Annotated in this window: 13 protein-coding genes; 3 read left to right on the top strand and 10 right to left on the bottom strand. The window is 41.5% G+C overall.

Going from position 1 to position 14,009, the window contains the following annotated elements; genetic code table 11:
- Window positions 1–40 precede the first annotated feature (40 nt).
- Both H5079_RS06755 and H5079_RS06760 read left to right on the top strand, forming a co-directional pair.
- Complete coding sequence (locus H5079_RS06755; RefSeq protein ID WP_182683788.1) at window positions 41–1,237, top strand: DcaP family trimeric outer membrane transporter; 1,197 nt, start codon at window positions 41–43, stop codon at window positions 1,235–1,237.
- A 205-nt stretch (window positions 1,238–1,442) separates the two neighbouring features.
- Entirely contained in the window at window positions 1,443–3,563 is a 2,121-nt protein-coding gene (locus H5079_RS06760; RefSeq protein ID WP_182683789.1) for a TonB-dependent siderophore receptor, read from the top strand.
- 85 nt (window positions 3,564–3,648) lie between these two features.
- Here H5079_RS06760 and recA read toward each other — a convergent pair whose 3' ends face one another.
- Together recA and H5079_RS06770 are read right to left on the bottom strand one after the other, a co-directional pair.
- Window positions 3,649–4,692 carry a recombinase RecA gene (recA, locus tag H5079_RS06765; RefSeq protein ID WP_011327391.1) on the bottom strand — a complete coding sequence of 348 codons (1,044 nt, stop codon included), beginning with the start codon at window positions 4,690–4,692 and terminating at the stop codon, window positions 3,649–3,651.
- Between the two features lie 67 nt (window positions 4,693–4,759).
- Entirely contained in the window at window positions 4,760–5,248 is a 489-nt protein-coding gene (locus H5079_RS06770; RefSeq protein WP_041454352.1) for a CinA family protein, read from the bottom strand.
- A gap of 21 nt (window positions 5,249–5,269) precedes the next feature.
- Between H5079_RS06770 and mutS the strand changes: the two genes are divergently transcribed.
- A complete protein-coding gene (gene mutS, locus H5079_RS06775) occupies window positions 5,270–7,855 on the top strand; it encodes a DNA mismatch repair protein MutS (protein WP_179808081.1) in 2,586 nt (861 codons plus the stop codon).
- Between the two features lie 72 nt (window positions 7,856–7,927).
- On the opposite strand, the gene rpoS is transcribed toward mutS, so the two are convergent.
- The 8 genes from rpoS to ispD are packed head-to-tail and all read right to left on the bottom strand — an operon-like array spanning window position 7,928 to window position 14,009.
- Window positions 7,928–8,902: an RNA polymerase sigma factor RpoS gene (gene rpoS, locus H5079_RS06780; RefSeq protein ID WP_011327388.1), complete on the bottom strand. Its 975-nt coding sequence runs from the start codon at window positions 8,900–8,902 to the stop codon at window positions 7,928–7,930.
- Window positions 8,903–8,940: 38 nt separating this feature from the next.
- On the bottom strand, window positions 8,941–9,765 hold the full coding sequence (locus H5079_RS06785; protein WP_182683790.1) for a peptidoglycan DD-metalloendopeptidase family protein: 825 nt from the start codon (window positions 9,763–9,765) through the stop codon (window positions 8,941–8,943).
- A gap of 41 nt (window positions 9,766–9,806) precedes the next feature.
- Window positions 9,807–10,385, bottom strand: a complete 579-nt coding sequence (locus H5079_RS06790) for a YqaA family protein (RefSeq protein WP_041454351.1) — start codon at window positions 10,383–10,385, stop codon at window positions 9,807–9,809.
- Window positions 10,386–10,394: 9 nt separating this feature from the next.
- On the bottom strand, window positions 10,395–11,033 hold the full coding sequence (locus H5079_RS06795) for a protein-L-isoaspartate(D-aspartate) O-methyltransferase (RefSeq protein ID WP_011327385.1): 639 nt from the start codon (window positions 11,031–11,033) through the stop codon (window positions 10,395–10,397).
- Window positions 11,023–11,787 carry a 5'/3'-nucleotidase SurE gene (surE, locus tag H5079_RS06800; RefSeq protein ID WP_011327384.1) on the bottom strand — a complete coding sequence of 255 codons (765 nt, stop codon included), beginning with the start codon at window positions 11,785–11,787 and terminating at the stop codon, window positions 11,023–11,025. Before surE ends, H5079_RS06795 begins: the two co-directional genes overlap by 11 nt.
- Window positions 11,768–12,817 carry a tRNA pseudouridine(13) synthase TruD gene (gene truD, locus H5079_RS06805; protein WP_011327383.1) on the bottom strand — a complete coding sequence of 350 codons (1,050 nt, stop codon included), beginning with the start codon at window positions 12,815–12,817 and terminating at the stop codon, window positions 11,768–11,770. Before truD ends, surE begins: the two co-directional genes overlap by 20 nt.
- Complete coding sequence (gene ispF / locus H5079_RS06810; RefSeq protein ID WP_011327382.1) at window positions 12,814–13,311, bottom strand: 2-C-methyl-D-erythritol 2,4-cyclodiphosphate synthase; 498 nt, start codon at window positions 13,309–13,311, stop codon at window positions 12,814–12,816. The genes truD and ispF overlap by 4 nt, the downstream gene beginning before the upstream one ends.
- A complete protein-coding gene (ispD, locus tag H5079_RS06815; protein WP_179808077.1) occupies window positions 13,308–14,009 on the bottom strand; it encodes a 2-C-methyl-D-erythritol 4-phosphate cytidylyltransferase in 702 nt (233 codons plus the stop codon). Before ispD ends, ispF begins: the two co-directional genes overlap by 4 nt.

The following is a 14,009-nucleotide window of genomic DNA, read 5'->3' on the forward strand; positions in this document are numbered from 1 at the left end:
AAAAGCAATAATCAACACGTAGCCTATAAAGGACGCAACAATGAAATTTACCCCATTAAAAACACTTGCAGCAAGTGCTGTACTATGTGCACTTTCAAGCACAGCTTATGCAGCCACTGCAGCAAAAGTTGGAGATACTGAATTTACTTACGGCGGATACATTAAATTAGATGCTATGTGGAGTGACTATTCTGCAGGCGCACCAGCGGGCACTAACGTGGGTCGTGACTTTTATGTACCGAGCACAGTGACTGTAGGCCCAGACAATAGCTCTGACGCTGTATTTGATATGCATGCCCGTGAATCTCGTTTTAACTTTGGTACAGCTACATTACTTGATAATGGCAAAACCATTAACACCAAAATTGAAATCGACTTTTTAGCTTCTGCCCCTGGTGGTAACGAGCGTGTATCTAACTCTTACGCTCCACGTGTACGTCATGCATTTATTAGCTACGATGGCTGGTTATTTGGCCAAACATGGTCTAACTTTCAAAACGTTGGCGCACTACCTGAAGCACTTGATTTTATAGGCCCAGCAGAGGGCACAGTGTTTGTACGCCAAACTCAAGTTAAATACACTACTGGCGCATGGTCTTTCTCATTAGAAAATCCAGAAAGTACCATTACTACAGGTTTTACTACAAACCCACAGGGTATTAAAAGTTCATCAATGGCTGTAACCGACGATGCTTCACTTCCTGACTTTACTGCACGTTATACCCATAAAGCTGACTGGGGTAATTTAGTAGTTGCTGCACTTGCCCGTCAACTTACTTATAAAGTAGGTGCTATTGATGCCGATGAAACATCATTTGGTGTTAGTGCATCGGGTATGGTTAAACTAGGCGAAGACAACTTTAAGTTTATGCTTACACAAGGTAAAGGCTTAGGCCGTTATGTTGGTGTTAATGTAGCCCATGGTGCAGTACTCAATGGCGATGATTTAGATGCTATTGATTCAACTTCTGGCTTTGTAGCGTATCAGCATAAGTGGAACAGCCAATGGCGTTCAACTTTCTTATATTCATTTTTCAGTGCTGATAACAACACAGACTTACTCGCCCTTACAGGCGATCCAACTAAATCAAGCCAAAGCTACAGTGCTAACATTTTATACTCACCAGTTAAACGCTTAACTTTTGGTGCTGAGTTTAAGCATGCCGAGCGCGAGCTTGAAAGCGGTAACGATGGCGATATGGACCGTTTACAATTCTCGGTTAAGTATGCATTTTAAGCGTACATAGTTTACTTCCTTGAGCGGCTTTGGCCGCTTTTTTTTGTTAATTAATTTATAAGTATCATCTGTTTTATCAACTTCATCACTCTTTATTAATCCCTATAGTACAAATTGTTATAAATAAAAACCAATAACGCAATTGCAAATCAATATCATTTAGATTAAGTTAAGCGCTTTATTTTTGAACCTTTTGGAAAACACCATGTCGTCCTCTAAAGTTTTGCGTTTATCTAAACTAAGCCTTATTACCTCTTTAATTTTATCTGGGCATGCATTTGCAAAAAACGATAAAAGCGAGCAGCAAATTGAAAAGATTGCTGTGTATGGTCAACATCATAAAAACTATATTACCGAAGAAGCACAATCGGCAACCAAACTAGGTTTAACCATAAAAGAAACTCCGCAGTCTATTTCAGTTGTTTCTCGCGCTTTAATGGATGATTTTTCACTCGATGATATAAACGCAGTGCTAGAAAGCACGCCGGGTGTAACGGTAGAGCAAATAGAAACCGATCGTACTTATTTTAAAGCCCGTGGCTTTGATATTACAAATTTTCAAGTTAATGGTTTAGGTATTCCACAAAGCTCGGGATCAATTCAAGGCAGCCTTGATACCTCAATTTACGACCGTGTAGAAATAGTTCGTGGCGCGAACGGTTTAATGACAGGTACAGGTAACCCTTCTGCTACTGTAAATATGGTGCTAAAAAAACCAACTTACACAACCCAAGCTAATGCATCTGTTTCGTACGGTTCATGGAATAAAAAACGCTTAGATTTAGATGTATCAACGCCTATTAATGAAGAGCATGCTGTTAGAGCTGTATTTACCAAACAAAAAGCCGACTCATATCTAGATCGCTACGAAACAGATAAAACCGTTATTTATTTAGCCTACGAGGGAAAGTTAACCGATAACACCCTGCTAAGTGTTAACTACGTTAATCAACAAAAAGATGCCGATAGCCCACTTTGGGGTGCACTACCACTTTATTATACCGATGGCACTCCAACAGACTATGACGAATCGACTAGCACCGCGGCTGACTGGTCTTACTGGGATAACACTGCCGAGCAAGTATATGTAACGCTTGAACAAAATTTATCAGCAACATGGGTGGCAAAAGCGCGTTACGCTCATGTTGAAAACGAGCAAGACTCTGAATTATTTTATGTATACGGTACCCCTGATAAAGACACCGAACTTGGCTTAACCGGTTACGCAAGCCGTTATGATTATAGCGATAAGCACGACTTATTTGATCTATATGCGAGTGGTAAATTTGATTTATTTGGCCAAGAGCACGACTTGTCATTGGGTGTGAGCCAAGCAAAAATGGATTACACCGAGCAATCTCTTTACGATTACACTACAGGGAATGGTTTTCCGGCAATGCCGTCACTTAAAACATGGGATGGTGTAATACCACAAGCAACACTTACAGATAGTGTAAATGGTAGCAATATAACTAATGAGCAAAAATCTGCTTATATTTCTACTCGTATCAAATTAAGCGAACCTTTAAGTCTACTAGCTGGTGTGCGTTACACTGATTGGAAAACAACAGGCACAGCTTATGGCGTTGCGCAAACACAAAGTGACTCACAGCTAATACCCTACATTGGCACTGTGTATGACTTTAACGAGTCTTTATCGGCTTATGCAAGCTACACAGAAACATTTGTGCCGCAAAAGGAGCTTGATATAAATGCCAACCAACTTGCACCTATTACAGGTAAAAGTAGCGAACTAGGTGTTAAAGCCCAGTTTTTAGACGAGCAAATTTTTGTAACACTTGCTTACTTTGATACAAAACAAGATGGCCTTGCTATCGCTATACCTAACTCATTACCCGACGATACTCGTTACTACGCAGCGGATGGTATTAACAGTAATGGTTTTGAAGTAGAGCTAAGCGGTAAGTTTACAGATGACTTGAGTGCAAGCATTAGCTTTAGTAATTTAAGCATTGATGGCGATGACACAGTAAAAGATTACACCCCAGAAAATCAACTCAAGGTTGCTGCAATCTATCAAGTTCCTTTCATTGATGGTTTATCGTTTGGTGCAAATTATCGCTGGCAAGATTCAACAAGCCGAGTCCAAGTCCAAGATACTAACAAAATCGCAAGCGTGACTACAAAGCAAGATGCCTACGGATTACTTGATTTAATGGCAACTTATAAATTGAGTGAAAATATAGGCGTTACTTTTAATATTAATAACACCACAGGTGAAAAATACTTACACAGCTTATATTGGGCTCAAGGTTACTATGGTGCACCGCGTAACTACGCTCTATCTGTAAATTGGCAGTTGTAAATTTAAACCAAAAAAAGCGCTAACCATTACTGGTTAGCGCTGCTTTAAAGCTCGGGTCAAATCAAGCTTAAATATTTAATACTGCTTAAAGGTCAGCTTCATCGCCTAACTTATCTTCACCATCGTCTGGTTCAATAGTTGCTTTAAGTAAAAGCATTTCGCGTAACTTGCCTTCAATTTCGTCTGCGATTTCTGGGTTTTCTTTTAAAAACTTAATTGAATTAGACTTACCTTGGCCAACTTTATTACCACAGTAACTGTACCAAGCACCTGCTTTTTCAACAATTTTGTGCTTCACACCTAAGTCAATTAGCTCGCCTTGTTTAGAAATACCTTCACCATACATAATGATAAATTCGGCTTGCTTAAATGGCGGTGCTACTTTGTTTTTAACAATTTTAACCCGGGTTTCGTTACCAACAACCTCGTCGCCTTCTTTTACCGAACCAATACGACGAATATCAATACGTACCGATGCGTAAAACTTAAGTGCGTTACCACCCGTTGTTGTTTCTGGGTTACCAAACATTACACCAATTTTCATACGGATTTGGTTAATGAAAATACATAAGGTGTTCGAGCGTTTAATATTACCTGTTAGCTTACGTAATGCTTGCGACATTAAACGTGCTTGTAAGCCCATGTGCGAATCGCCCATGTCGCCTTCAATTTCAGCTTTTGGTGTAAGTGCTGCAACCGAGTCAATAATAACTACGTCAACCGCGCTTGAGCGTACTAACATGTCACAAATTTCGAGTGCTTGTTCACCAGTATCTGGTTGCGATACAAAAAGCTCATCTATGTTTACACCAAGCTTTTGTGCATAAACTGGATCAAGAGCATGCTCAGCATCAATAAAGGCACATGTTTTGCCTTCTTTTTGTGCTTCAGCGATAACTTGCAAAGTAAGCGTTGTTTTACCAGACGACTCAGGACCATATACTTCTACAATACGCCCCATAGGTAAGCCACCTATGCCTAAGGCAATATCGATACCTAATGAGCCTGTAGATACAGATTCAATGTTTAACGCTTTGTTATCACCCAATTTCATAATTGAGCCTTTACCAAATTGACGTTCAATTTGTGATAAAGCCGCGTCCAACGCTTTTTGTTTGTTATCGTTCATTTTACTCTCCAAATCCAGCTAATGCGACAAGTATACTGTATGAAATCACAGTATCAAGTTAATTTTATTATTTTATCTGCTCTATTATAGTTTTTAAAGAAAATACAATAGCTTGCAGTCTAACCTGTGCTCTATCGCCGGTAAATACTTGTTTAAATACCAGCTGCTTGTCGTTAATGTGTAGTCCAAACCATACTAAGCCTACCGGCTTATCTGGGGTTGCTCCTCCTGGGCCTGCAATACCCGATACAGTAATCGCAATATCGGCATTAGTTGCTGCAATTGCGCCTAAAGCCATCTCACGCACCGTTTGCTCGCTTACCGCCCCATATTGCGTTAATGTGGCGGCACTTACATTTAGTAAATCTTGCTTTGCTTGGTTACTGTAAGTTACAAATGCACGGTCAATATAGGCAGAGCTTCCAGGAGTGTCGGTAAGTGCATAACTTACCCCGCCACCAGTACATGACTCAGCAGTAGTGATCCATAAGCATTTATCCGTTAAAATAGCGCCTAATTGCGCAGCAAGTGTTTTAATCTCTTGATGTAATTCCATATTCAGCCTTTGGGTAAATACATGTCGTTTGATCTTTATGCTCCACACACTATAAAACAACAAACCCCTATGATGCAGCAGTATCTAAAAATAAAATCAGAGCATCGCGATATTTTATTGTTTTATCGGATGGGGGATTTTTATGAACTCTTTTTTGATGACGCAAAACGCGCCGCTCAATTACTCGATATTTCGCAAACTCAGCGCGGTAAAGCCGGTGGCGATCCTATTCCTATGGCCGGTGTACCTTATCATGCCGTAGAAAACTATTTAGCCCGTTTAGTGCAAATGGGCGAATCTGTTGCTATTTGCGAACAAGTAGGCGATCCGGCTACCAGTAAAGGGCCTGTTGATCGCAAAGTGGTGCGTATTGTCACCCCAGGTACTATTTCTGATGAAGCCCTACTGCAAGAGCGCCAAGACAACTTACTTACCAGCGTATGGCAGAGTAAAAATGGTACTTATGGCATTGCATACCTTGATATTAACTCGGGTCGTTTTAACGTTGTAGAAGTTAATACCGACGAGGCATTTACTTCAACTATTCAACGCCTCGCCCCTGCAGAATTACTGTATAGCGAAAGCTTCGAAAATGTTCATTTAATTGAGCACATTAAAGGCGCGCGTCGCCGCCCTGAGTGGGAATTTGATTTAGACACCGCCCAGCATTTATTGTGTGAGCAATTTGGTACAAAAGATTTAGTCGGTTTTGGCGTTGATAAAGCCCACTGCGCCTTAGTTGCCGCAGGTTGTTTAATGCAATACGTTAAAGACACTCAACGTATTGCATTACCCCATATTCGTGCCATTACTCTTGAACACAACGAGCATGCCGTTATTTTAGATGCTGCTACTCGTAAAAATTTAGAGCTGACCGTTAATTTATCGGGTGGATTTGAAAACACGCTAGCGCAAATACTTGATAAAACAGCAACCCCTATGGGATCTCGTTTACTTAAGCGCCGTATTCATACCCCTGTGCGTAATAAAGACGAGCTAAACTCGCGGTTAAACGCTATTAGCGCAATTTTAGATGTACAGCTTTGTGGTGAGCTACACGAATCATTAAGAGAAATTGGCGACGTAGAACGTGTTATTGCCCGCCTTGCTTTGTGCACTGCTCGTCCTCGCGATTTAACTCGTTTGCGCAGCGCCTTACAAGCACTTGCACCGCTGCATACTTTATTAAACGATGCCAGCGATCCGCGCATTGCCAGCATTATTAAGCAATCGCCTGAGCTACCTGATTTACAAGCGCTATTAGAGCGTGCAGTAATCGAAAACCCGCCGGTACTTATTCGCGACGGTGGTGTAATTGCCCCTGGTTATAACAGCGAGCTTGATGAATGGCGTAACTTAAGCAAAGGCGCAACCGATGTGCTTGATCAGTTAGAGTTACGAGAGCGTGCACGTACAGGGATCAGTACCCTTAAAATTGGTTATAACCGAGTACACGGCTTTTTTATTGAAGTTAGTCGCGCCAATGCGCATTTAGTGCCTGCCGATTATATTCGCCGCCAAACACTTAAAAATAATGAACGCTATATTATTCCTGAGCTAAAAGAGCACGAAGACAAAGTACTTGGCAGCCAGTCAAAAGCATTAGCGCTCGAAAAGCAGCTTTACGAAGAGCTATTTAGATTTATTGCGCCGCATATTGAGCAATTACAAATAATGGCAGCCGCCCTTGCCGACTTAGATGTGCTAAATAACTTAGCAGAGCGTGCACTTACACTTAACTACGCTAAGCCGATACTTTGCGATAACGACAACATAAGCATTAAACAAGGTCGTCATCCTGTGGTTGAGCAAGTAATGAAAGAACCCTTTATTGCCAACCCAGTAGAGCTAAATGCACAACGTAAAATGTTAATAATTACCGGTCCAAACATGGGTGGTAAATCAACCTATATGCGCCAAACTGCACTTATAGTGCTAATGGCTCATATTGGCAGTTACGTACCCGCAGACAGCGCTAAAATAGGCAATATTGACCGTATATTTACTCGCATTGGCGCAAGTGACGATCTCGCCTCAGGGCGTTCTACCTTTATGGTAGAAATGACCGAAACCGCCACGATTTTAAATAATGCCACAGCGCAATCTTTGGTATTAATGGATGAAATTGGCCGCGGAACAAGCACTTACGATGGACTCTCGCTTGCGTATGCTACTGCCGATCATTTAGCGTCAAAAATATCAGCAAAAACCTTGTTTGCCACCCACTACTTTGAGCTAACCGAGCTTGCAGAGCAAACGCCTGGGCTGGTAAATGTGCACCTTGATGCCATAGAGCATAACGACACTATTGCCTTTATGCACACGGTACTTGATGGCGCAGCAAGTAAAAGCTTTGGCTTACAAGTTGCTGCACTTGCTGGCGTACCCAAGTCTGTAATAAATCAGGCAAAACAAAAGCTTAAACTACTCGAAAATCACCAAAGTGTCACCGCGCCTAATATTGAGCAGCAAGCATTTACCTTTAATAATCAAGCCCAACAAATTAGCCCTTCTGAAGTAGAATTGCAGTTAACGGCTATCGATCCTGATAATCTATCACCGCGACAAGCTCACGATTTACTCTATAAATTAAAAGCACTTCTTTAATTTACAAACAAAAAAAAGCTGAAGAATAAAACCTTCAGCTTTTTTACACATAACATGGTACTTTATTAAAACTTACGCAAAGTGCTCAAATAAACTCTCTGTGCTTAAGCCTTCTTGTTGCAAAATATCTTTTAAACGACGTAATGCTTCTACCTGAATTTGTCTAACGCGTTCACGGGTTAATCCTATTTCACGGCCAACATCTTCAAGCGTTGATGGCTCATAGCCTAATAAACCAAAGCGACGGGCTAACACCTCACGCTGCTTTGGGTTTAGCTCTCCTAACCAGTCAACAATGTGTTTATTCATATCGTTATTTTGTACTTCGCCCTCAGGACCAACATTGTTGTCATCGGCAATAATATCGAGCAAAGCGGTATCGTTTTCGCCGCCGATCGGCATATCAACCGAGGCTATTTTTTCATTCAAGCGCAGCATTTTGGTGACATCTTCAACCGGCTTATCTAAACAAGCTGCTATTTCTTCGGCGGTTGGTTCATGATCTAATTTTTGAGTTAGCTCGCGCGCGGTACGTAAATATACGTTAAGTTCTTTTACTACATGTATTGGCAAGCGAATAGTGCGCGTTTGATTCATAATGGCGCGTTCTATCGTTTGGCGTATCCACCATGTTGCATAAGTAGAAAATCGAAAGCCACGCTCAGGATCAAACTTCTCTACGGCGCGAATTAAGCCTAAGTTACCCTCTTCAATTAAATCAAGTAACGCTAAACCTCGGTTGTTATAACGACGAGCAATTTTTACTACAAGGCGCAAGTTACTTTCAATCATGCGCTTGCGAGACGCTTCGCACCCTTTTAAAGATTTACGAGAAAAAAACACCTCTTCCTCAGCGCTTAACAACGGAGAAAAACCAATTTCGCCTAAATAAAGCTGAGTAGCATCTAAATTTTTAGTGACTTCTTCTTTGACAAAAACGTCATCATCCACAGCTTCAAGCAGCGGTGTTGAATCATCATCAACAGCAGTTTCATCTAATTTATTATCTACGAGGGTGTTTTTATCAACTTTTGCTGCATCAGCCATAAGACTTCTCCTGAGCAAGTTATCAATATCTTTAAAAATTAGGGAAGGTACTTAGCAGGATTTACAGCTTGCCCTCGGTAGCGAATTTCAAAACGAAGTGCCGTTACCGCAGATTCTGTATTTCCTATCTCTGCTATTTTTTGTCCAGCCTTAACTTCCTGTTTTTCTTTAACAAGTAGTTTCGAGTTGTGTGCATAAGCACTCAAGTAGTCATCATTATGTTTTAAAATAATTAAACTACCATAACCTCGAAGCGCATTACCCGCATAAACCACTGTTCCTTGTGCGGCGGCTAAAACGGCAGCCCCTTTTTTATTAGCAATCTGTAAGCCTTTGTAGCCATTTTCCTTGTTCGAAAAGCGTTGTGTTATTTTGCCTTTTGCTGGCCAAAACCACTGCACTTTACTACTCGACAAATGCTTAGAGTTACTAATTTTTTTATTGGCTTGTTTCTGAACATACCCTCGTTGTTTAGGCTTATCAAGCTCTTTCTTTGATTTATTGTTATTTTTTTGTGAAGTTTTTGCGACTTTTTTAATAGGAGGAGTATATTTTTTTGTCTTTTTGTCTTTTTTTGCTATGGCAGAAAAGGAAATACTCTGCCCGGGGAATATTGTGTAAGGTGCTGGTATTGAATTATTTTTTGCTAAGGTTCTAACATCTTGGCCTGCACTAAATGCAATTGAATAAAGTGTATCGCCTTTTTGAACAGTATATTTATCGCCATTAATGTTAATTTTTCTGCCGTAATTATTAACATCATTATTTAAACTACTGACAGGCGCCGGAACATGGTTAGACGAGCAAGCAAAGAGCAAAATACTAATAAATAAAGCAACATAACATTTTATTTGTTTATTCACTGTATTTAGCTCCTTATGTTAATAACATTATTTTATAGTGCTTAACGTAATAAAATGTATGCAACTGCAATTAAAAGCACAACTGCCCATCCAAGCACTTCAATGTATTGACGTAATTTTTGCTCCATTTTAACACCGCCCCACTTCATCAGTGCAGCAACTAAAAAGAACCGAGCGCCTCGCCCTACTGCAGACGCAATTAAAAACGGCAAAAATGCCATTTGTAATACCCCTGCGCCTATAGTAAATACTTTATAAGGAATAGGCGAAAAACCGGCTATAAACACCACCCACACGCCATAGTTTTTAAACCAATCAAGTGCAATATCAAATTTATCTTGCCAGTGCATTTGTACTATAAGTGGCTCAACAACCGGTTCAAATAACCAAAAGCCAAGTAAATAACCTACTATGCCACCAACAACAGACGCTATAGTGGCAAAACTTGCAAACCGCCATGCTTTTTTAGGCTGAGCAAGCGACATTGGTGCCAGCATTACATCAGGAGGGACAGGAAAAAACACAGACTCTGCAAAGCTCATTGCAGCTAAATAACGCTCAGCATGACGGTGCTTAGCCCACACTAGAGCCATATCGTATAACTTAGTAAACAACTTCAAAATGAATTCCTATTCAATATCACCAGCGACTAGCGGTACAAATCTAACCGGCGCAATTACGTGTTCTGTGTAGTTATTGCCATTGCGAATAACCATAGTTAATTTTTGCTCTTGCTCGCCAATTGGGGCAAGTAACACACCACCATCTGCTAATTGAGCTAATAGATCTTGCGGGATTTTAGCCGCGGCTGCGGTGACTATAATGCCGTTAAACGGCGCTTGCGACTCCCAACCTTGCCAGCCATCGCCATGTTTCATTGCCACATTATATAAATCGAGCTGATGTAAACGGCGCTTAGCTTGCCATTGTAATGCTTTAATACGCTCTACTGAGTAAACCTTGGTAAATATTTTAGCCAGTATTGCCGTTTGATAGCCCGATCCTGTGCCTATTTCTAGCACCTTGTCGCGCACACCAGCTAATTGCAACAGTTCGGTCATACGCGCCACAATATAAGGCTGCGAAATAGTTTGCCCTTGGCCTATTGGTAACGCAGTATTTTGATACGCTTTATGTTGCAGCACGTCACCCACAAATATATGTCGTGGTATTTGTGCAATCGCATCTAGTACTTGCGTATCCTCAACACCTTCACGCTGTAATAGCGCTGATAGCGCCTTGGCGCTGCGGGTATAATTAGCCAGCACGGTTTATCTCCAAATCAGCTAACCACTCCCCTACCGCTTTAATGCTCTCGTTAGCGGTCATATCAACACTCAGTGGGGTAACCGAGGCATAGCCATTATTAATTGCATGAAAATCGGTACCTTCTCCAGCATCACTTTCTGTCCCTAAAGATCCGTACCAGTAAATATCTCGACCCCAAGGATCGGTTTGCTTGGTCATGGTTTCGGCTTTATGGCGCGCACCCAAACGCGTTACCTGCACGCCTTTTAATTCGCTTAGAGGAATGTCGGGTACATTAATATTTATAATTTGATCTTTTGGTAGCGGATGCGACGCTAAACCTTTAATAATACTTATAGTTACCGCTGCCGCCGTTTCAAAATGCTCGCCGTGGTGCGAACACAAAGACACCGCAATAGCAGGCAAACCTAAATGGCGTCCTTCGGTTGCTGCAGCTACCGTGCCTGAGTACAAAGTGTCGTCACCTAAATTAGCGCCGTGGTTTATACCTGCGACCACTAAATCGGGCATTTCATCAACAAGCTGGTTAACGCCTAAATGCACACAGTCAGTAGGTGTACCATTAACCGATATAAAGCCATTTTCAAGCTTTGTAGCACGCAGTGGGTTAAGCAAAGTTAACGAGTTACTTGCACCACTGCAGTTTCGGTCGGGGGCAACTAAAGTGACCTCGGCAATTTGCATTAATGCTTGATATAACACCGCAATACCTTTAGCGCCTACACCATCGTCGTTACTTAATAGGATCTTCATCTTTGCTGTCCTTTTCTTTTCGCTCGCGTGGGCTTGCGTCTGTGTAATCCACCAGCTCACGTAATAATGCCGTAGCAAAACAGCCTTTTGGTAAACCAAAACTTAACTTTAAAGTGCTTTCATCTATGGTTTCTACGCTAAAATCTTGCGGGATTAAACGCAGCATTCTGCGCTCATTTTTTAGCCCTAACTCGCCTAAACCATCGCACCAAGACTGATAAGGCCCAAGCCATACTTTTTCTTGTTCGGTGAGCCCTTTTTCGCTTTTACCTACCATAGGTGCCGACATCATAATATCGCCAGAGGCTAGGCGGGCAATATTTTCATCGCTAATAGCGTCTTCAAAAAAGGCGTTACTGCCGCTGAGCATAAATACTTCACGGTGCATGGTTTTAGCTAAACCATGCTCCTTTACTCGTAAACTTACGAGTTGATTAAATACATGCGAGCGCGCTGCAGAAATAATAATACCGCGTAATTTTTTATCGCGAATACGCTCACCTGCAAACATTTTTTCAGCCATTACCAGGTTATGACCATCACGGCCAAAGCGTTGCTCGCCAAAATAGTTAGGCACGCCACTGCGTACCGCATTAATACGGCACAAAATATCCAGAGGATCGGTAACATTGCGCAGCGTAATAGTAAATTTATTACCTTTATGACAGCCCGTTCTCAGTTTGCGTTCGTGGCGTTGCTGCGATACAACAAACACGCTTTCGCTGTTTAAATCACTAAAATCAATCGGTTTTTTAATGGGTACTTTTACACTAAACCACTGCGAACACACTCCGTGGCGATCTTTCATCCCGGCATAACTTACATCGCGTGGTGATACCCCAGCTCGCTGCGCAATTAACTTTGCTACGTACTGGGTGTTTTCGCCTTTTTTTACTACTTGCAAACATACATGCTCGCCGCTACCGGTAAACTCAATGCCTAAGTCTTCATCTACCATAAAGTCTTCGGCTGTGGTTTTAAAGTCAGCTTTTGATAACGGTGCGCCGTATAAATAATTTAAATCGCTCATGCGTTTGTTTTACTCATTGACTCTTTGTTCATAATTACCACTGCATGGCTCGAAATGCCTTCTTTTCGCCCTTCAAAACCGAGCTTTTCGGTGGTTGTAGCTTTAACATTTATTTGCGATAGTTCGCAGTTTAAATCACTTGCAAGGTTGCTACGCATAGCTTGAATATGAGGCAACATTTTTGGCGCTTGTGCCACTATAGTTACATCTCCATTGCCCAATACATAACCTTGCTCTTTAGCTAAGCTCACCACATGACGCAGTAATATTCGGCTGTCGATATTTTCATATTCACTGGCCGTATCTGGAAAGTGTTTACCAATGTCGCCCATTGCAAGCGCGCCTAAAATAGCATCGCACAGAGCATGAATAGCAACATCGCCGTCGGAGTGCGCTAAAAAACCTTGCGGATAATCAATCTTTTCGCCGCCGATAGTTAATGGGCCAACACCGCCAAATTTATGCACGTCAAAACCATGACCTATTCGTATCATAATGCATTCTCGTTTTGTTGTTTTTGAAGTAAAAAACCAGCCAAGTCTAAATCCTCAGGAGTGGTTATTTTAATATTATCGCTACGCCCTGGTATTAATTTTACTGGCTTGTTAGCCCATTCAATGGCGCTTGCTTCGTCGGTAATAACTGCGCCGCTTGCCAGTGCATTTTGCAACGCATTTTTAAGATCTTCGTATTTAAAAAACTGCGGAGTAAGGGCTTGCCATAAATCATCTCGGGGTACGGTTTGCTCAGCATAAATATGGCCACGTTTTATAGTGTCTTTTACTTTACTGGCTAAAATTCCGCCTTCATCGGCGCTTATACACTCATTTATAAGTGTATTTATGTCGTCAATAGTAACTAGCGGGCGGGCAGCATCGTGCACAAGTACCCAGTCAGGCGGGTTGGCGGCTAAAAAAAGCAAACTATTTAAAACGGAATCTGCACGCTCTTTACCGCCACAAGTACGCACAATGCGCGCATCAATCACTGGCAATTGTTCAAAGTAAGGATCGTTTTCATTTAGGGCTACAACAATTGTATTAAGCTGCGCTAAAGCAGATAATTTTGTGAGCGTATGCTCTAAAATAGTTTTACCTGCTAATTTAATATACTGTTTAGGTGCATTATGTTTCATTCTGCTACCAACCCCGGCAGCAGGTATAATGGCAGCTATAGTTGGTTTATTTGTCAT

Origin of the sequence: Pseudoalteromonas sp. SG44-5, from assembly GCF_014164175.1 — a bacterium.
GTDB lineage: Bacteria > Pseudomonadota > Gammaproteobacteria > Enterobacterales > Alteromonadaceae > Pseudoalteromonas > Pseudoalteromonas nigrifaciens.